Genomic DNA, 19,313 nt, shown 5'->3' with positions numbered 1-19,313 from the left:
TGCCGATTTCCCGTATTGCATTATATAAAATGATTAAATTTGCCTTAATTGATACTATATGGTTATGAATAAAAAAAGTGTTGCCGTAGTAATGGGAGGCTATTCTGATGAATATGTCGTTTCTTTAAAAAGCGGACAATTGATTTATGATTCTCTGGACAGAAATCTCTATGACGTATATAAAGTAGTAGTTCTTAAAGATGAATGGTATTTTTTAGGAGAAAATGATAAAAAATATGCCATCAACAGAGGTGACTTTTCTGTGACTTTGGATAATGGAGAGACCTTACAATTTGATGTCTGCTTCAATATCATCCACGGAACACCGGGAGAAAACGGAATTCTTCAGGCATACTGGGATGCAATAGGACAAAAATATACTGGCTGCGGCTTTTACCAGAGCGCTCTTACATTCAATAAAAAAGATACACTGGCTGTACTTTCAAAATATGGGATTCCTTCCGCGAAAAGCATTTATTTAAGAAAAGGTGAAGACATCAATGTAGACGAGATCGTATCAGAACTGAAGCTTCCTTTATTTGTAAAACCTAACCAATCCGGATCTTCTCTGGGGATTTCAAAAGTGAAAGAAAAATCTGAGCTGATTGCTGCTACTGAAATTGCCTTCAAAGAAGATGATGAAATTCTGATCGAAAGTTTCCTAAACGGAATGGAAGTATCTGTAGGAGTTATTGATTTTAAAGGAGAAACCATTGTTTTAGGAATCACAGAAATTGTTCCCACCAATGAGTTCTTCGATTATGAGGCAAAATACGAAGGAGCTTCTGAAGAAATTACACCGGCAAGAATTGACGAAGAAACCACAAAAAGAGTGGAGGAAATTGCAAAAAGAGCTTACAATTCATTAGGAATGAGTGGCTTTTCAAGAAGCGAATATATTCTGATGGACGGTATTCCTTACATGCTGGAAATGAACACCAACCCTGGGTTCTCTCCTGCAAGTATTCTCCCTCAGCAGGCCAAACATTATGGGATTTCCATTATGGATCTTTGTGGAAATGAAGTTGAAAAAGCACTTAATAAACAATAAAAAGTTAGAGATTAGAGGTTAGAAGTTAGAGATTGATACACTTTTAACAAATAATTCACTACTCAAAATCATAACTCGTACAACATGAAAATTGCTGTTTTCCCGGGGTCTTTTGACCCGATTACACTAGGACATTACGATATTATAGAAAGAGCAGCTCCGCTATTTGATAAATTAATCATCGCTATCGGACAGAACTCTCAGAAAAAATATATGTTCCCTCTTGAAAAAAGAATGGAATTTATCCAGAATTCAGTCGCTGAATTTCCCAATGTGGAGGTAGATTATTTTGAAGGACTTACCGTGGATTACTGCTTTGAAAAAAATGCACAATACATCATCAGAGGACTAAGGAATCCGGCCGATTTCGAGTTTGAAAAGGCAATTGCCCATACCAACAGGACTTTGGCCCATAAAAAACTGGAAACGGTATTCTTACTGACTTCTTCAGGAAAATCTTTCATCAGCAGCAGTATTGTAAGAGAGATTATTAATCATGGAGGAGAATACGAACTGCTGGTTCCTGAATCCGTGAGAGTGGAGCGATAAAAAAATATAATTGATGAGCGATAAATGATAATTGATATAATGGCCAAGAATTTGCTTAAGCAGAAATCATTCATCAATTATCATTTATCAACAATCATTTATAATTATATATGCACGAACAGTTCAATTTTGCAATAGAAGTCCTGGGGACCATTGCCTTTTCCATGTCTGGAAGTTTTGCAGCGATGCAGAAACGGCTGGATCCGTTCGGGGTACTTATTATCGCATTTGTAACCTCTGTGGGAGGAGGAACTGTAAGAGACCTGCTTCTTGATATTCCTGTATTCTGGATGCATGATCTTCTGACATGTGCCCTGATCCTGGTGACCAGTATTTTTTCAATGGTTTTCAAATCTCTTGAAAAAAACTTCAAGGTAACCTTGTTTATTTTCGACAGTTTTGGTCTTGGCTTATTTACTATTATCGGAGTTCAGAAAGGTTTAAATGCAGGTATTCATCCCATGATCTGTATTGCATTGGGAACCATAACCGGCTGTTTCGGAGGGATAATCCGGGATATACTGCTTAACAGAATTCCATTGATTTTCAGAAAGGAAATTTACGCTACGGCATGTATTGTAGGAGGAGCAGCATTTCTTATGATGACCAGGTATGCGCCGTTTTCCTATACTTTTGTACAGATCTTTACTATTTTACTGATTGTTGCCATACGAACATTTGCTGTAAAATACCATTGGCAGATCCCTAAGTTCTACGGTCATGATCACAGTTCGGAAATGTAGAATCCAATTTTCACAGATATAAAAAAAGCACCTCTCAGGGTGCTTTTATATTTTTAAGTGACTAGAAGAACTTTCCTCTGTTTCTCATATGAGGATTATGCATATGTTTCTGCATCGTCGGCATTTTCAACTGCTCTTTCATCATTTTGATCTGATCCGTCATCATTCCTGCGCTGTCTAATCTCTTTGCTTCTTCCAACAGCTTCTGCCCTTCCTGTTTTCTTCCTTTGGAAATAGCGGCTGCAGCAAGATTTAAAGTAGCCATTGCTCTGTCATGCTTCATGTTTAAACCGTACTCCAATGCTTTTTTCATGAAAGGTTCTACTTTCGCAGGGTGATCCTGTGCCTGGGTCAATCCTGATAAATAGTGGAAATATCCGTATTGGGTCTTATGAAGCTGTGTTTTATAATCTGTAATTTTTGATAACCATTCTCCGGCTTTCTCCATATTCTGTTTTCTTAATTGCCAGAATGCCAAAAGGATATACTCATTTTTAAAGAATAGCAGGATCGGAAATGCAGCTAAAAGAAACACAACAATCCCCCACCCAAGATTTCTCGTGAAGAACATCATATAAAGTCCCAGCAAAATAAGGACTGCTGCTACTGCAATTTTTATGTATTTATTCATTATTAAATTTTAGAAGTGCAAAGATAAATAAATTAGAGATTAGAAGCTAGAAGTTAGAGGTTAGAATTCCTATAACTATTCGCTCTTAATTCTTTCAAACGTCTGGAAACAGAAATCATAGCCATTCTTTTCGTCTTTTTCGTGGCAGGTTTCATTGGTTTTTTTCCAGATTTTCGGATCTATTTCCGGGAAAAATGTATCCGCTTCAAGATCTGCTTTCACTAAGGTAACTTCAAGTCTGTCTACCACATCCATAGTCTGCTCATAGATATTTCCACCTCCGATCACGAAAACTTCTTCATCAATCTTCTTTGCAAATTTCAATGCTTCCTTGATGCTTCCTACAATAAGAATTCCTTCTTCAAACCAGTCTTTCTTTCTTGACACAACAATGTTGGTACGGTTTGGTAGGGCTTTTCCGATACTTTCGTATGTTTTTCTTCCCATAATAACCGGATGCCCTGAAGTAATTTCTTTAAAATGTTTCAAATCTTTGGGAAGATGCCAAAGCAACTGGTTTTCAAAACCAATTTCATTTTTCTCTCCCATCGCCACCACTATTGTTGTCATTCAAATAATTTTTTACAAAATTAGCACATAATTTGTATATTTGGTTAGCACAAAAAATTTAAAAAAATAAACTATGAAAAATAAAGGATGTCTGGGTGCAGGAACCATTGGTATCGCCCTCCTTATTATTGTTGCTGTTCTATTCTTCTGGGGAAAAAGCGGCTATAACAACTTTGTCAACAAAGAACAGACTGTGAACGCAAAATGGTCTAATGTAGAAACGGTATATCAGAAGAGAGCCAACCTTATCCCTAACCTGGAAAGAACCGTAAAATCGTATTCAAAATTTGAGCAGGAAACTTTAACACAGGTTGTGGAAGCACGTTCCAAAGCTACTTCTATCAATATTGACCCTACGAATATGACTGAAGCTGATCTGGCAAAATTCCAGGCTGCACAGGGAGAATTGTCCGGAGCATTAAGCAGATTGATGGCTGTGGTAGAGTCTTATCCTAACTTAAAAGCAGACCAGCAGTATATCAATTTCCAAAGAGAGTACACTGCTATCGAAAACAGCATCAGAACTGAAACTGTTTATTACAACGATGCTGCACAGGATTACAACACGTCTATCAAGACTTTCCCGAATAATATTCTGGCGAATTTCACCAACTTTAAAGAAAAACCTTATTTCAAAGCTGATGCAGGAGCTCAGAAAGCCCCTGAAGTATTCAAATAATAATGGGTAATTTCCTAACAAATCAACAGATCGCTTCCCTTGTGGAAGCGATTCAGTCTGCGGAAGATCATTCTACGGGAGAGATCAGGGTGCATATTGATTCCAATACGGAAAACCGTGATGCCAAAACAGCTTTTGAGGTTTTCAAAAAACTGGGTATGGACAAAACCGCTGACAGAAATGCTGTTCTTTTCCATGTCAATTTTGAACAGAAATATCTTACCATCATTGGAGATACCGGAATTCATGAAAAGGTAAAACAGAGCTACTGGGACCATCTTCACGATTACATTACTGCTGAATTTGCCAAAGGAAATTATTATCAGGCACTGAAAAGTGCAATTCTGGAAACAGGACTTGAACTCAAAAAACATTTTCCTGTAGAAGGAGAAAATCCAAACCAACTTCCAAATGAAATTACATTCTCTTAAAATAGTATTTTCATTTTTACTGCTCTGCTTTTACACTTTTGTATCAGCACAATACACTATTCCCGAAAAACCTGCAGTGCTGTATCCTGTTTTTGATGAAGCCGGACTCCTTTCACAGCAGGAAAAGGACGCGCTCAATAATAAACTGATCAGGTTTGCAGATTCTACCTCAACCGAAATTGAAGTAGTGATCATCCGCTCTACCAAAGGTGAAGATGTCAACTTTCTGGCAACCATGTTTGGTGAGAAATGGAAAATCGGGAAGAAAGATGTGGATAACGGAGTGGTTTTCCTGATTGCAACAGAAGACAGAACAATGTCTATCCAGCAAGGGCGTGCTGTAGAGCAATATCTTACCGCTTCAGTAGCTGGGCAGATCCTGGATTACATCGTTACCCCAAATTTTAAGAAAGGACTTTGGTATGAGGGCATCAATGGAGGAACCTCAGCCATTATGGAAGCCGTTCAGGGAAAATTCAAACCTGTGCCGACAACGGCTCCTTCCGGTAACGGGAGTGCCTTTAAAGTTCTGATCATTGCTTTTGTTATTTTCATCATTATTGCCATTCTTTTTGGAAACAGAGGCGGCGGACGCGGTGGAAATAATGATGACGATGATGATGTAATCATCACCAGAAGAGGACGCAGAAATTATCCTGGCGGCTTCTTCCCATTCCCTGGCAGCTTCGGAGGAGGTGGCTTTGGAGGCGGAAGTTCCGGCGGAGGCGGCGGATTCGGAGGCTTCGGCGGTGGTGGAAGCTTTGGCGGCGGAGGGGCATCCGGAGGCTGGTAAACAAATAAATATTTTTTTAAAACTTATATAAATCAGATCGTCATTGATCTGATTTTTTTATTTAAAACACTAAAATAACATTGATTCTTTAACTTTTCTTAATATTAAATCAGCTTTTCGATATTAAAAAATTAATAAAATCACATAAAAACCATCTTTAATTCAATATTTTTTCACTATATTTACTGAAAACAGGATTATGAAGAAGACGCTGGTAGTATTTGCACACCCTTATCTGGAGCACTCCAATTCGAATGTAGAGCTCATCAATTTCTACGTTCGCCACCAGCATTATACCTTAAGAGATCTTTATGAAGAATATCCTGACTTTCATATAGCAGCTTTCAGAGAAAGAAAACGTCTCAAAAATTACGATAGGTTTATTTTCCAGTTCCCACTGATATGGTTCGGAATGCCGCCTCTCCTCAGATTATGGATTGATGAAGTGTTCGACAGAGACTGGCTTAAAGAGGGCGAATACAATCCACTGGAAGGAAAAGAAGTTTATATTCTGGTCACTACCGGAGGCAAAGAGAGATCTTTCAGTAAAACCGGCACATACCAATATACCATAGATGAACTGATCAGCGGGCTGATTGTTTCTTTAAAAGTTTTCAAAGCAGATATTAAACATATTAAAATCGTTTACGAGGCCAATAAATTATCCAAAAAAGAAATTATTTTACATAAAAAAGAATTTACAGAACTCCTTAATCAATAACATATGGAATCCAGCTTAGCGATGAATACATTAATTTTTCTGGGTGTAGCCATTATCATGGTTCCATTGGCCAGGAAATTAGGGCTGAGTTCTGTGATTGGTTATATCCTTGGAGGAATTATCATTGGACCGTATGTACTCAGGCTTACAGGGAAAAATGTAGATGATATCATGCATGCCAGTGAATTTGGTGTCATCATGCTGCTGTTTCTTGTAGGGTTAGAGCTGGAACCCCGGAAATTCTGGGAAATGAGGAAGAAAATAATGGGGCTGGGACTTTCCCAGATGGCACTTACGATTGCACTACTATTTCTTGTATTCATCATTGCAGGATGGAGAATAGACAAAGCGGTTGCCATCGCTATGTGTTTTGCTCTATCTTCCACGGCAATTGTTCTGCAGACCTTACAGGAAAAAAACAACCTCAAGACCACAGCCGGAGAAGCCTCATTCTCTACGCTCCTTTTTCAGGACATTTCGGTGATTCCTATCCTGGCAATACTTCCTATTATAGCCAATTACAAGGCCAAGCATCATGATAATGAAATCCAGATTCTGATACAGAAACTGCCGGAATGGCTTCAGGCAGGAACGGTAATTTTTGGTGTTGCCTTGCTTATTTTATTAGGAAGATATGTTTTTGTTCCCTTCCTTCGTTATGTTTCAAAATCGGGTATGACAGAGCTGCTGACCGCTTCTTCTCTATTCCTCGTTATCGGGGTTTCAGAGCTGATGGTTGTTATCGGCCTTTCACCTGCTCTGGGGGCTTTCCTTGCCGGGGTGATGCTTGCCAACAGTGAATTCCGTCATGAGCTGGAAGCACAGATTGATCCGTTCAAAGGGCTTTTACTGGCTGTATTTTTTGTCAGTGTAGGATCTACCATTAATTTTAACATTATTCAGAAAGATCCGCTGTTTATATTCAGTACTGTTTTTGCTGTACTGGTTGTAAAATTTATCGTTTTATACACCATCGGAAAATTTTTCAGGATAGATACTCCTCAGAGTCTTTTTTATGCATTTGCGCTTTCCCAGGTTGGAGAATTTGCTTTTGTACTGCTCAATTATGCATCGGATCTTTATCTGCTGGGTCCCGAGATGAATGCACAAATGATGGCTGTTACAGCAATTACCATGTGTATCACCCCTATCCTGCTTATTATCAATGATAAATTTATTACTCCGAAATTCATTAAAGAAATTCCGGAAGAAGAGCATGATTTTAATATCCTTGGAAGTGAAGTTACCCAAAAGAAAATTATTATTGTAGGTTTTGGTCATTTCGGAAGTACCGTAGGACGCCTTTTAAAAGCCAATAAAATACCGGCAACAGTTCTGGACCGGGATTCTGATCGTGTAAAACTGCTCAGAAGCTACGGCTTTAAGGTCTACTATGGTGATGCTACCAGAATTCCTATTTTAAGGGCAGCAGGAATTGAAGATGCTGAGATTCTTGTCTTATGCCTGGATGATCCGGATGATAATAAGTTTATTGCAGAACTTGTGCGTGAACATTATCCTGATGTGAAAATTTTTGTAAGGGCTAAAAACAGAATTGATGCTTATGACTATCTTAATAACGGGGTCAATCATATATACCGTGAAACCTTAGGAACAGCAGTTGATATGGCTGTGGATGTTCTTCATGAAACAGGGATGAGAAAATATGCTGCAAGACGTCTGGGGCAAAGGTTTATGGCTATTGATAAAGCCTCAATCCGGAAACTGGCCAAAATGAAGGAAAACGATGACGATATTACCCTCTTTACCACAAAAGAAATCCTCCAGCGTGAGGAGGAATTGTTAGCTTACGATAATCTTAACTTTGATAATAAAAACTGGGAGGGATCCTCATCCGCTGATGAAGAAGATGAGGAAGAATCCCAGGATTAATTTATTGGATGTTTACGCTTCCCCCGCTGCTTTCCTCCTTGCTCACACTCTTAAGCTCTCCTTTTTTCGAGATATCCACACTACCGCCCGATGAAGCACCTGCTTTCACACTGGAAACAGCACTGATGTGAACACTCGCTCCACTGGATGCATCTGCTTCTACATCATCAGCAATCACTCCTTTGGCTGAAACACTGCTGCCTGAAGAGGCGCTGATATCTGCTTTTTTTGCTTTTCCTGAAAGATCAAGAGTAGATCCTGAGGAAGATTCAACATCAAGGTTCACGGCCCATATTTTACCATCGAAGCTGCTGCTGCTGCTTACATTGATGTCCATATCGTTAGCCTCCAGATCACCGGAAATACTTCCTGCACTTGAAGCTTCGATATCAGTTTTTTCCTGGGTAAATTTATTTTTTACAATAATTCTCGCGGCTGAATCTGCCAAAAGCTTTTTAAAATCCTTAGCATAAATTTTTGCGGTCACTTTGCTGATGTTCATCACTCTGATCCCAGGTTTATAATGGATGTGCAGTTTTCCGCCATCATTATCTATAAGAATTTCATCAATGATACTTTGAGGTGCCGAAATTTCTACTTTTTCTGTTTCAGATTTTATAACCTCAGCTTCAATTGCCTGTGAAACCTGAATTTCATCAAACTCTCCTGTAACTTCTTTATGCCGGATCGGGCCGGTTTCTTTGCTTACCACTTTTTCTACCCAATTACCCCTGTCACCTTCCCTGTCTCTGTTTCTGTTCTCATGTTTATCATTACATGAAGTCAATGCCACTAAGGCTGAAAAAATAAATAAAGTCCCTGTTTTCATGCTTATTTCTTTTGTCAATTATTTGTTTAATTTCTTTATACTTAAATAACAACTAATTTATAAAAAATATTACATTACCATTAAAAATACTGCAATGGTTTATCAATTCCCTTTTAAAAGAATTTTTTTGCACATTTCCTGAATTATGCAGTATAAAAAACATTCTAAACCAGCTTCAATAAATACATCTCCAATATATAAAGTTTTTAATATCTTTATGGTTTAATAACAATTATATTTATGAAGAATATTTCATCGGTATTATTAATTTCTGCCTTGGCGTTCAATCAATCTTGTACTACAATGAAACAGACCGATATTCAACAGGAGCTTCCTGCCCCTGATCCCTCTTTATCTTCGAATCCTTTTATGAAGAAAAGCAAGCTTCAGTATGAAGCCCCGGAGTTTGACAAAATCAAAAATGAACACTTCAAACCTGCTTTTGACTTTGGTTTAAAGCAACATGAAGCTGAAATCATCAAAATTGCCAACAATCCGGCGGCTCCTACTTTTGAAAATACTATCGTAGCATTGGAAAAAAGCGGTGAAATATTGAGAAGAGCACAAATTGTTTTCTCTAATCTTACCAGTGCCAATACGAACCCTACTTTGCAGGCTTTGGATGAAGAATATGCTCCTATCTTTGCAGCACATTCTGATAAAATGTACCTGAATGAAAATCTTTACAAAAGAATACAATCCATTAAAGAAGACGGCCTTGATGCTGAAAGTAAGAGACTGGTACAGTTTTATAAGCAAAACTTTGAAATTGCAGGTGCCAATCTTTCTGCGGCTGATAAAGAAAAATTAAAGCAAATTAATCAGGAACTGGCTTCTCTTTCTACCCAATATGCCAACAAATTACTGGAAGCAAGAAAACAGGGAGGGGTATTCTTCTCAGATGCAAAAGAACTTGACGGACTTTCGGCTGATGAAATTGCAGCTGCAGCAGCTGATGCCAAAACGGCAGGACAGCCGGGAAAATATCTTCTGGCTTTACAAAATACAACACAGCAACCTCTTTTACAAAACTTAAAAAACAGGGCTACCAGAGAAAAACTGTTCAAAGCTTCATGGACAAGAGCTGAAAAAGGAGATGCTAATGATACAAGAGCAACTATTGAACAACTCGCTAAACTGAGACTGAAAAAAGCTCAGATTCTCGGAAAGAAAAATTTTGCAGAGTGGAAACTTCAGGACCAGATGGCAAAAACTCCTGAAGCAGCAACTAAGCTGATGAACCAGATTGCTACCCCGGCCGTGGAAACAGCCAGACGTGAAGCAAAAGATATTCAGGATCTTATCGACCAGCAAAAAGGCGGCTTCAAAGTAGAGCCATGGGACTGGAATTTTTATGCTGAACAGGTAAGAAAAGCAAAGTTTGATCTTGACGAAAGTGAAATAAAACCTTATTTTGAGATCACAACCGTTCTTGAAAAAGGAGTTTTCTTCGCCGCCGAAAAATTCTACGGACTGACTTTCAAAAAGAGAACTGATCTTCCGGTTTACCATCCGGATGTAGTAACGTATGAGGTTTTCGATCATGATGGAAAATCTATCGCAATCTACTACCTGGATTTCTATACCAGAGATTCTAAGAACGGAGGTGCATGGATGAGCAATTTTGTTGAACAGTCTTATTTACTGGGAACAAAACCTGTAATTGTTAACTGTTACAATTATCAGAAGCCGGCTCCGGGGAAACCTTCATTAATCAGCTATGATGATGTTTCAACCATCTTCCATGAATTTGGGCATTCTATTCACGGAATGTTTGCCAGCCAGAAATATCCTTCCCTTTCAGGAACGAATGTACCAAGGGATTTCGTGGAATTCCCGTCCCAGATCAATGAGCACTGGGCGTTAGATCCTGTTGTTCTGAAAAACTATGCCGTTCATTATGAAACAAAACAGCCTATTCCACAGGCTTTGGTAGAAAAAATCAAAAAGGCAGCTACATTCAATCAGGGATATATGACTACTGAACTGGTTTCTGCTGCTGAACTTGATATGGATTGGCATACAGTAAGCAATGAAAGCCAGTTTATTCCTGTTCTTGATTTTGAAAAGCAATCTTTAGCCAATCATGGATTCAATTTAGCAACTGTACCTCCAAGATACCACACACCTTATTTCGCCCACATCTGGGGAGGTGGATATTCAGCGGGATATTATGCTTACTTATGGTCTGAAACACTGGATAATGATGCATGGGAATGGATCAGCAAAAATGGCGGATTAACCAGAGAAAACGGCGACCGTTTCAGAAAATATATTCTTTCGGTAGGAAATTCTGTGGATCTGAATCAGGCATTCAGGGACTTTACAGGGCACGATCCGGATATCAAACCTTTATTGAGAAACAGAGGGTTTATTAAATAAATCAAGCGAAGCATTCTTTCATTAGAGTGCTTCTTTTTTTATGTTTCGGCTAAAGCGATGAAGAATTTTGTTTTCTATTTTTTAACGGGCTAAAGCCCGTTCCTATTGAATTCAAAATGCGTCATCTTAAAATCCGGAAGTATATCATATTTTAAACGTTAATCAAAATATGAGCTGTATTAAACGGTCAGGATTCATTATTTTTGCATTTCAATTTTAAATACAATATAATGGACTGTCCGTGCTGTTCAGGAAAATCCTACGAAGAATGCTGCAAACCTTATCATACCGGGGAAAAACATGCTCCTACGGCTGAAGCTCTGATGCGTTCAAGATTCTCCGCTTTTGCCATTCCGAATGGTGAATATCTGTTGGAGACTACCCTTCCGGGAAAAAGAAAGTATCACAATAAGAAAGATCTTCAGGAATGGGGAGAAATTAACCAATGGACAAAACTGGAGATCATAAGAACTCCTGCTCTTAACCATGTGGAATTTAAAGCTTATTATACAGATCAGGAGGCCATCCGCAGATTCATCACGAGTTTTCCGTCTTTCAGAAAATGCATGAGCGCTGGTATTATGTTTCAGGAGAATTTTTAGATTAATATATGAAGAAGAGTTTTATGTACACGTTGCTGCTTCTGTTTTGCAGCTTCAGCTTTTTTAATGCCCAGACTGCTGATGACAGAAGCCAGATAACTGCTGCTGTTACTGATATTTTAAAAGGGTTTCAGACTAAAAACGGAGAACTTATCAACAAATATACAGACAAAACTTATGGTGTGGGAATCCTTTTTAAAAGTAATGATGAGCTGGGATTTGTTTTAAACGAAGATGTTGATTTCAGTATGCCGCTAGGTTATCTTCAAAAGGCATGGAATATCAGAAACCAATTTCCTATACAGTTTGATGCATCTTTAGAATATGATACTCAAAATAAAAAATGGAAAAAAGAGGGATTAGCTGTTCAGTTTAATTCCAATGTAGTGAATGATTATGCAGATCATTTTCAGGAGCCGTCTTCCGTAAAAGATCAGGATATTTTCAGGATCAATTCGGATGCTAAAAATGTAGTTTTTGTAACACTAGCCGAGAATAGTAAAGAAAAAGCTCCCATAAATGGCTTCCGGTTTATTATGACTAAAATTGGAGCAAAGTGGTTTCTGACGTTTATTGATGTGACGGAATATAATGCAGAGTAGTGATTTCCGGGAATAATATAGAATCCAGCCGTTAAAGCACAGATGCACCATCCATTCAAAAGAACCGGATGTATGATAATCAATATGTACTCTGTAAATAAAAATGTCCGACAAAATCGGACATTTTTATTTTTTAGTGAGCATCAGTTCCGTCAATTCCGTGAGCGTGACCGTGTGTCAACTCTTCTTCTGTTGCCGGACGGGTATTTAAAACTTCTACCTGGAAGTCTAAAACTTTACCTGCCATTGGGTGGTTAAGATCTGCTACCACAACTTCTGGAGTAATTTCTACTACAAATGCCTGGAAGTTGTTTCCCTGGTTATCAGATAAAGGCAAAATAGCTCCTACTGGCGGAAGTCCTGATTCTTTAAACATCTCCACTGGTAATTGTGCAATAGCATCTGGCTGTCTTTCACCGTAAGCTTCTTCAGGCTGAATCACAAAAGCAGCTTTGTCGCCAGCTTTTAAACCTAAGATATTTTGTTCAAATTTTGGAATCATCATTCCCACACCATACAAAAATGTAAGCGGATTTTCTGTTGTTGTCTCTTCTACAAGAATCTTACTTCCATCTGGTTCGATAGTGTGAAGTATATACTTTACAGCTACAACGTGATTGTTTTCAATTGTCATATTTTTCTTTTTTTCGTGATTTTGTCTCACGATTAATGATACAAATATACTGTTTTTGAAATGATTCAATGAATATGGAAGATAGGGGATCGAAGAAGGAAGCTATGAAAGGCATAAAGAAAAAATACATGATTCTTTTTACTTTATATTAGTTCCATAATAAATTCAGCACTCCTCGGCTTTATTTTTTTCTATTTTCCTCTCTTTTTTTCTGTCTCAGCATAAAAAGATATAAGCTTTCCACCTTTGTTCTTGCCCAGGGGGTTTTCCGTAAAAACTTCAGAGAAGAGCTGATACTTGGATTATCTGTAAAACATTTTATATTGATCTGTTCGCCAAGCCTTTCGAAACCTTCATAATATTCTACCAGTTCCTCAAGGATAGCATCCAGCCTTTTTCCGTGTAAAGGGTCTTTGGACTGTTGTTCCATCTTTTTTCTACAAAATTAATTTATTATATGTTTATATGGAAATCCACAATACTTCTTCCCTTTTTGTTTCTTATTTTTGAAGAAGCTATTTCTCACCAGTAAAATTATCTGTTACCAAACATGAGCAAAAACAACGAAGCAAACAGGAAAAAAAATAAAAAGAAAATTGATCAGAAGAAACGCAAAATACAAAATGCAGAAGCAGAAAGAAAGGCAAGGTTAAAACAGATCCGGGAAGATTTCAAAGCAAGAGAAGCTGATAATAAGCCATAAAATTGTTTTAATCCGAATTAAGGGAAACCTTACTTTTAAAATTAAGTATTCTCTATCTTTACATGGTAGTAGCTGCAAAATAATTCTTTACGAAGCAGGTTGAAAATTATGCAGCATATATTCTTTTTTAATGCTCAAATTTAAATTATGAAAATTCTCCACACTGCCGACTGGCATTTGGGTAAACGCCTCGACCGTTTTTCAAGACTGGAAGAACAGGTTCTGGTCATGAATGAAATTGTTCAGATTGCTGATGAGCAAAACGTTGATTTAGTTTTAATTGCCGGTGATCTTTTTGATAATTTTAATCCAGGTGTAGAGGCAGTTGAACTTTTTTATAAAACACTGAAGCGTTTATCTCTGAATGGGAAACGTCCGGTGATTGCGATTTCCGGCAATCATGATTCTCCAAGTTTAATCAATGCTCCTGATCCTCTGGCGCGGGAATGCGGAATTATTTTAATTGGCCATCCCAAGACAGAAATTATTCCTTTCGGAACAGAATATTTCAACATAACCAACTCAAAAGAAGGTTTTATAGAACTGAAAATTCACGGAATAGATTTCCCTGTAAGAATCCTTCATACTCCTTTTGCCAATGAAATCCGTTTAAAAGAATATTTTGGTGAAAATAAAGAAGAGGAGATCAACAAAGTGCTTTCTCAAAAATGGAAAGATCTTGCAGATCAGCTTTGTGATGATTCCGGGGTTAATCTTCTGACCGCTCATTTGTATATGAATAAACGGGGTGCGGAAGTTTTAGAAGAACCGGAAGGAGAAAAACCAATTAAGATCGGTAATGCAGATCTCATTTTCTCTGACTGCATTCCTGAGCAGATTCAATATACGGCATTGGGCCACCTGCATGGTTTTCAGAATATCGGTACGAAGGAAAAGCCTGCTATCTATTCGTCTTCTCCTCTATGCTACAGTTTCAGTGAAGCCGGGCATACAAAATATGTCTCTATCATTGATGCGGAACCGGGAAAATCGGTTACCTATGAAAAAAAGACTTTAAAAAACGGAAGGGTCCTTGTCAGAAAAACTTTCACGTCTGTAGAAGATACGGTTCAGTGGCTGGGTGAAAATCCCAATACATTTATAGAACTTACACTGGAAAGTGAGACTTTTTTAACGGCTGATGAAAGAAGATTGATTTATCAGTCTCATAACGGAATTGTTCACCTTATTCCAAAAGTAAAAAATAAAGAATTTACTGAAGAACAAGCTCATGAAATCAATTTAAATCAAAATATTGAGCTGCTGTTCAAAGATTATTTTAAATCAAAAAACGGCGGCCAGGAAGCCAATGAAGAACTGATGAATTTGTTTAACGAAATTTTAAATGCATAAGCCATGATTCCTGTTCAATTAACTATCGAAGGACTTTATTCTTACCGGGAACGCCAGACTATTGATTTCAGAAATCTTACTGAAGCAGGATTGTTTGGGATTTTCGGCGCGGTGGGTTCCGGAAAATCTTCGGTTCTTGAAGCGGTTTCGTTTGCTTTGTACGGCGAAACAGAGCGTCTGAATATGCGTGATAAAAGGGCTTATAACATGATGAATCTGAAATCAAACAGTTCTTACATAGAATTTGATTTTGTGAATTATGAGAATAAACTCTTCCGTGCAACCCGTGATTTTAAGAGAAATTCCAAAAAATTCGAAGAGGTAAAACCTAATACTGTCACTTTTTATGAAAACATCAATGGTAAATGGATTCCTCTGGAGCACTCAAATGCAGAATCTATTATTGGGTTAAGCTATTCCAACTTTAAAAGAACCATTATTATTCCGCAGGGACAGTTCAAAGAATTCCTTGAGCTGGGTGCTGCAGAAAGAACGAATATGATGAAGGAAATTTTTAACCTTCAGAAATTTGATCTTCAGAACAATGTTTCTCTCCTTAATGTAAAAAACAGATCTGAACTGGATCACCTTGAAGGGCAATTAAAAGGCTTTGAAGATATCAATGAAGAGAAAATCAAAATTCAGAAAGAGGAGCTTGCAGAGGAACAGAAAAAACTTTCGGAAGCCAATAAGAAACTGGAAAAGATCTCCCAGATCTATCAACAGCTGAAAAACCTGAAAAGTGATTTTGAAAGTTTGCAGCTGAATAAGGAAAAATTCAGTAAACTCTCTGAAGCAAAGCCTCAAATAGATGCTCTGGAAGCTCAGGCAGAGTTATATGACCATATTTTCAGACTCTTCAATCCGCTGATTATTGAGAAAAATAAGCTTTCCAAAGAAATTGCAGATAAGAGGAACGAGAAAGAACAGCAGATCAAAACCTGGCAGGAAACTGAAAAGGCTTTTACTATTATAAAGAAACAGCTCGCTGCTCTGGAACCACAGTTTAAGGCATTGGAGCAATCAAAAATTCAGGAAAATGATATGAACCTCATCGTTCAGATCCTGAAATTTTCTGAAGAAATCAAGGTTTTAAATGAAAGAACCCGGAAAGGCTCTGAAAAGGTAAAAGAAGTAGATCTTAATAAGGAGAAAATTCAAAAGACCATTGATGAACTTTCTGCACAGATTAAAACTTTAAAAGAACAAAAACTTGATTCCGCCTTGCTTTCTGAAGTAGGCAACTGGTTTATCCAACAAAAGAATTTTAAAAAAATACAGCAGGAACAGACCGAAAAAATTGAACAGCAGCAAAAACAGATTGCAGAAATTGCAGAAGAACTAAAACCTTTTGGATATCATGAGAATTACAAAGACGATTTCAGAATCAGGAAAGAAACTCTAGAAATAAAAAGAAGAGAGCTTTCTAAAAAGCTGGATCATCTCAAAATACAAAAAGAGCTTTCCCGTTTTGCCAATGAACTTCACGACGGCGAAAACTGCCCTCTCTGTGGCTCCAAAGAGCACCCGCACATTGTGGAATTTCATGATGTAAATACTGAATTACAGGAGATCCAGGAGAAAATTACATCTGTTGAGCAGGAAGTGACTGCCGTTCAGAAGCAGGAATCTGAAATTGATAAAATTCTGGACCGCAAAAAAATCTTTGAAGAACAGCTTATTTCTGAGCAAAAAACGGTGCTCCGGATTCAGAAAGATATAGAGAATCATATCCTGAGTTTTACATGGAAGCCATTTTCTCATGATCAGGAAGAGGATTTTGAGAAAAAACGTTCAGACTCATTCACTTTAGAAAAAAAGATTGAAGAAGCTGAGCGAAATATAGCACTGGAAAGAGAAACGCTGGAAAAAGAAAACAAAACTCTGGAGAAATATAAGAGTGCATTGGAGGCCTTCAGGCTGGAAGAAGTTTCAAAACAGGAACAGATCAATATCAGCCGTTCCGGACTTAAAATCCTGGACTGGAATCTGTATGCTCAAAAAACAATCACAGAAATAGAAGATGCTTATCAAAAGCTGGTTCTGTCCAACAAAGAAACCGAAGAAAATTATAACAAAGCATTAGAGCAGGAAAAGATTATTTCTCCAAAGCTGGCAGAACAAAAAACCATTGTCAGCCAATCTGAAAAACAGATCGCAGAACTTGAGAAAGAGATTTCCGCAAATGAATCGGTTATAGCCAAAGCCTTAACAGATCAAAATTTCACCGATTTTAAAGAGGTTGAAACTATTCTTCATCAGGAAATTGATATTCAGGTTGTGAGAACTAAAGTTCAGAATTTCAGAATTGAATTTGAAGCTTTAAAAAAGTTCATCGGAGAACTGGAAGTGAAACTGAAAGGACTTTCATTTGATAACAACCGTTTTTCCCTGGTCGAACAGCAGCTTACCCAGGCACAGGACGAGCAAAAACAGATCAGTGATGCTGTGGTAACAAAAACGGCTGAAATAGAGCGTCTGGAAAAAGAATTCGTAAAAAAAGAAGAACTGCTGAAGGCACTTATAAAGCTTCAGAAACGTTCTGAAAATTTAAAGGTTATGATGAACCTGTTTAAAGGTGCAGGTTTTGTACAATATGTCTCATCCATTTACCTGAGGCAGCTTTGTGACCACGCCAATGTACGTTTCCATAGGATGACAAGAAATCAGCTGAGCCTGCAGCTTAATGAAAATAATGATTTCGAGATTATTGATTACCTCAATGAAGGAAAAAGCAGAAGTGTAAAAACACTTTCCGGAGGACAAGCTTTTCAGGTTTCCTTAAGCCTGGCACTGGCACTGGCAGAAAGTGTTCAGGCCAACGCGCAGGCAGATAAAAACTTCTTTTTTATTGATGAAGGTTTTGGAACCCAGGATACGGAATCTGTGAATATCGTATTTGAAACGCTTACCAATCTGATGAAAGAAAACAGGATTGTAGGTATTATTTCGCACGTTGAAGAACTGAAAGAAAAGATTCCAACAGCTCTCAATATTATCAAGGATGAGGAAAGAGGAAGTATTATTGAAATTATTTAGTTCAAAATATTGTCAATAACAAAAAGCCACAAAAGAAACAAATCTTTTGTGGCTTTCACACCTCACAAACTTCCCTGTTACAGTCCTTTTATAACAGGCTTCACTTCATTTCCAAACAATTCTATAGACTTCATCATCACATCATGGGCAGGATCTCCCACATCCATATGCCCGATAAATCTTGTAATTCCGAAAATTTCTTTCATATAAGCAATTTTATCTGCTACCTCAGCCGGACTTCCGATAAATAATGCACCGTCTTTACTTCTTCCGCTTTCATACTGTGCTTTTGTGTAAGGAGCCCATCCTCTGGAAGCACCTATTCTATCCATCTGGGATTTATAATTATGGAAATATCCATCCACTACTTTCTGATCATCACTCACAAAGGTATGGGAGTGAATGGCGATCTGCATTTTCGAAACATCATGTCCCGCTTTTTGATATTCCTGCTTATAAAACTCGATCAGATTCCTGAATTGGACAGGCATTCCTCCAATAATGGCTACCACTAACGGCATTCCCAACTGTGCAGCACTCAAAACAGACTGCGGAGTTCCTCCAACGGCTCTCCAGATGGAAAGTTTTCCGTCATTTTTTGCTCTTGGATATACCGTTTGATTCTGCATCGGGGCACGAAGTTTTCCGGACCAGCTTACGTTTTCTTCGGAATTGATTTTCAGTAACAATTCCAGTTTTTCATCAAATAACTGTTCATAGTCATTCAATGAATAACCATATAGCGGAAATGATTCAATGAAACTTCCACGTCCCACGAATATCTCAGCTCTTCCATCTGAAATAAGATCCAGTGTTGAAAAATCTTCATATACTTTTACCGGCTCCGAAGAACTTAAAACAGTAACCCCGCTGGCCAGTTTTATATTTTTGGTAATACTTGCTGCTGCTGCCAACACTATTTCCGGTGAGGAAACAGCATAATCCGGACGGTGATGCTCTCCCATTGCGAAAACATCAATTCCCATCTCATCCATTAATTTTACCTGATCCAGTATTTCACGGATCTTAGTTCCTGCATCTCTATATTTTCCGGTTGACTGATCAAAAGCCAGATCACCGAACATTCCTATTCCTAATTCCATATTGT

Annotated in this window: 20 protein-coding genes and 1 pseudogene; 15 read left to right on the top strand and 6 right to left on the bottom strand. The window is 37.9% G+C overall.

The window, feature by feature from the left end; translation table 11 throughout:
- The first annotated feature begins 64 nt into the window (after positions 1 to 64).
- The 3 genes from ACR1PO_RS14360 to ACR1PO_RS14350 all read left to right on the top strand — a co-directional run bounded on the left by ACR1PO_RS14360 (position 65) and on the right by ACR1PO_RS14350 (position 2,343).
- Entirely contained in the window at positions 65 to 1,051 is a 987-nt protein-coding gene (locus ACR1PO_RS14360; RefSeq protein ID WP_433987194.1) for a D-alanine--D-alanine ligase, read from the top strand.
- 84 nt (positions 1,052 to 1,135) lie between these two features.
- Entirely contained in the window at positions 1,136 to 1,600 is a 465-nt protein-coding gene (gene coaD, locus ACR1PO_RS14355) for a pantetheine-phosphate adenylyltransferase (RefSeq protein ID WP_002983612.1), read from the top strand.
- Positions 1,601 to 1,710: 110 nt separating this feature from the next.
- Entirely contained in the window at positions 1,711 to 2,343 is a 633-nt protein-coding gene (locus ACR1PO_RS14350) for a trimeric intracellular cation channel family protein (RefSeq protein WP_433987193.1), read from the top strand.
- Positions 2,344 to 2,404: 61 nt separating this feature from the next.
- Here ACR1PO_RS14350 and ACR1PO_RS14345 read toward each other — a convergent pair whose 3' ends face one another.
- Positions 2,405 to 2,974, bottom strand: coding sequence for a hypothetical protein (locus ACR1PO_RS14345; protein WP_002983617.1), 570 nt, complete (start codon positions 2,972 to 2,974; stop codon positions 2,405 to 2,407).
- Between the two features lie 75 nt (positions 2,975 to 3,049).
- On the bottom strand, positions 3,050 to 3,544 hold the full coding sequence (locus ACR1PO_RS14340; protein WP_332388082.1) for a dihydrofolate reductase: 495 nt from the start codon (positions 3,542 to 3,544) through the stop codon (positions 3,050 to 3,052).
- 73 nt (positions 3,545 to 3,617) lie between these two features.
- On the opposite strand from ACR1PO_RS14340, the gene ACR1PO_RS14335 reads away from it, so the two are divergent.
- The 5 genes from ACR1PO_RS14335 (at position 3,618) to ACR1PO_RS14315 (ending at position 8,061) form a co-directional block, all read left to right on the top strand.
- Complete coding sequence (locus tag ACR1PO_RS14335; protein WP_002983620.1) at positions 3,618 to 4,223, top strand: LemA family protein; 606 nt, start codon at positions 3,618 to 3,620, stop codon at positions 4,221 to 4,223.
- A gap of 2 nt (positions 4,224 to 4,225) precedes the next feature.
- Complete coding sequence (locus ACR1PO_RS14330; RefSeq protein WP_433987192.1) at positions 4,226 to 4,654, top strand: TPM domain-containing protein; 429 nt, start codon at positions 4,226 to 4,228, stop codon at positions 4,652 to 4,654.
- On the top strand, positions 4,635 to 5,447 hold the full coding sequence (locus ACR1PO_RS14325; RefSeq protein ID WP_332388084.1) for a TPM domain-containing protein: 813 nt from the start codon (positions 4,635 to 4,637) through the stop codon (positions 5,445 to 5,447). Before ACR1PO_RS14330 ends, ACR1PO_RS14325 begins: the two co-directional genes overlap by 20 nt.
- A 199-nt stretch (positions 5,448 to 5,646) precedes the next feature.
- Positions 5,647 to 6,168, top strand: coding sequence for an NAD(P)H-dependent oxidoreductase (locus tag ACR1PO_RS14320; RefSeq protein WP_002983625.1), 522 nt, complete (start codon positions 5,647 to 5,649; stop codon positions 6,166 to 6,168).
- Positions 6,169 to 6,171: 3 nt separating this feature from the next.
- Entirely contained in the window at positions 6,172 to 8,061 is a 1,890-nt protein-coding gene (locus tag ACR1PO_RS14315) for a monovalent cation:proton antiporter-2 (CPA2) family protein (protein WP_332388086.1), read from the top strand.
- 1 nt (position 8,062) lies between these two features.
- On the opposite strand, the gene ACR1PO_RS14310 is transcribed toward ACR1PO_RS14315, so the two are convergent.
- On the bottom strand, positions 8,063 to 8,890 hold the full coding sequence (locus ACR1PO_RS14310; protein WP_433987191.1) for a GIN domain-containing protein: 828 nt from the start codon (positions 8,888 to 8,890) through the stop codon (positions 8,063 to 8,065).
- Positions 8,891 to 9,130: 240 nt separating this feature from the next.
- On the opposite strand from ACR1PO_RS14310, the gene ACR1PO_RS14305 reads away from it, so the two are divergent.
- The 4 genes and pseudogenes from ACR1PO_RS14305 to ACR1PO_RS14290 all read left to right on the top strand — a co-directional run bounded on the left by ACR1PO_RS14305 (position 9,131) and on the right by ACR1PO_RS14290 (position 12,476).
- Positions 9,131 to 11,272 (top strand): M3 family metallopeptidase, encoded by a 2,142-nt coding sequence (locus tag ACR1PO_RS14305; protein ID WP_433987190.1) that lies wholly within the window; start codon positions 9,131 to 9,133, stop codon positions 11,270 to 11,272.
- A gap of 230 nt (positions 11,273 to 11,502) precedes the next feature.
- Positions 11,503 to 11,739, top strand: a pseudogene (locus tag ACR1PO_RS14300) (YchJ family protein); the annotation flags it as partial.
- A gap of 65 nt (positions 11,740 to 11,804) precedes the next feature.
- On the top strand, positions 11,805 to 11,879 hold the full coding sequence (locus ACR1PO_RS14295) for a hypothetical protein (RefSeq protein ID WP_433987477.1): 75 nt from the start codon (positions 11,805 to 11,807) through the stop codon (positions 11,877 to 11,879).
- A 3-nt stretch (positions 11,880 to 11,882) separates the two neighbouring features.
- Positions 11,883 to 12,476: a hypothetical protein gene (locus ACR1PO_RS14290; protein WP_433987189.1), complete on the top strand. Its 594-nt coding sequence runs from the start codon at positions 11,883 to 11,885 to the stop codon at positions 12,474 to 12,476.
- 133 nt (positions 12,477 to 12,609) lie between these two features.
- On the opposite strand, the gene ACR1PO_RS14285 is transcribed toward ACR1PO_RS14290, so the two are convergent.
- The gene (locus ACR1PO_RS14285; RefSeq protein ID WP_433987188.1) at positions 12,610 to 13,110 is read right to left on the bottom strand and encodes an FKBP-type peptidyl-prolyl cis-trans isomerase; all 501 of its coding nucleotides are present in this window, start codon (positions 13,108 to 13,110) and stop codon (positions 12,610 to 12,612) included.
- A 181-nt stretch (positions 13,111 to 13,291) separates the two neighbouring features.
- Positions 13,292 to 13,540, bottom strand: coding sequence for a VF530 family protein (locus tag ACR1PO_RS14280; RefSeq protein ID WP_433987187.1), 249 nt, complete (start codon positions 13,538 to 13,540; stop codon positions 13,292 to 13,294).
- A gap of 120 nt (positions 13,541 to 13,660) precedes the next feature.
- Here ACR1PO_RS14280 and ACR1PO_RS14275 point away from each other — a divergent pair, with 120 nt between their 5' ends.
- From ACR1PO_RS14275 to ACR1PO_RS14265, 3 genes are all read left to right on the top strand, one after another.
- The gene (locus ACR1PO_RS14275; protein WP_002983641.1) at positions 13,661 to 13,813 is read left to right on the top strand and encodes a hypothetical protein; all 153 of its coding nucleotides are present in this window, start codon (positions 13,661 to 13,663) and stop codon (positions 13,811 to 13,813) included.
- Between the two features lie 147 nt (positions 13,814 to 13,960).
- Positions 13,961 to 15,166, top strand: coding sequence for a metallophosphoesterase family protein (locus ACR1PO_RS14270; protein ID WP_433987186.1), 1,206 nt, complete (start codon positions 13,961 to 13,963; stop codon positions 15,164 to 15,166).
- Between the two features lie 3 nt (positions 15,167 to 15,169).
- Positions 15,170 to 18,205: an AAA family ATPase gene (locus ACR1PO_RS14265; protein WP_433987185.1), complete on the top strand. Its 3,036-nt coding sequence runs from the start codon at positions 15,170 to 15,172 to the stop codon at positions 18,203 to 18,205.
- Positions 18,206 to 18,282: 77 nt separating this feature from the next.
- On the opposite strand, the gene ACR1PO_RS14260 is transcribed toward ACR1PO_RS14265, so the two are convergent.
- On the bottom strand, positions 18,283 to 19,308 hold the full coding sequence (locus ACR1PO_RS14260) for an LLM class flavin-dependent oxidoreductase (RefSeq protein WP_433987184.1): 1,026 nt from the start codon (positions 19,306 to 19,308) through the stop codon (positions 18,283 to 18,285).
- Between the last annotated feature and the right edge of the window lie 5 nt (positions 19,309 to 19,313).

The sequence above is a fragment of the Chryseobacterium amylolyticum genome (assembly GCF_051011775.1).
Classification (GTDB): domain Bacteria; phylum Bacteroidota; class Bacteroidia; order Flavobacteriales; family Weeksellaceae; genus Chryseobacterium.
This window is presented reverse-complemented; position numbering and strand designations above follow the sequence as displayed.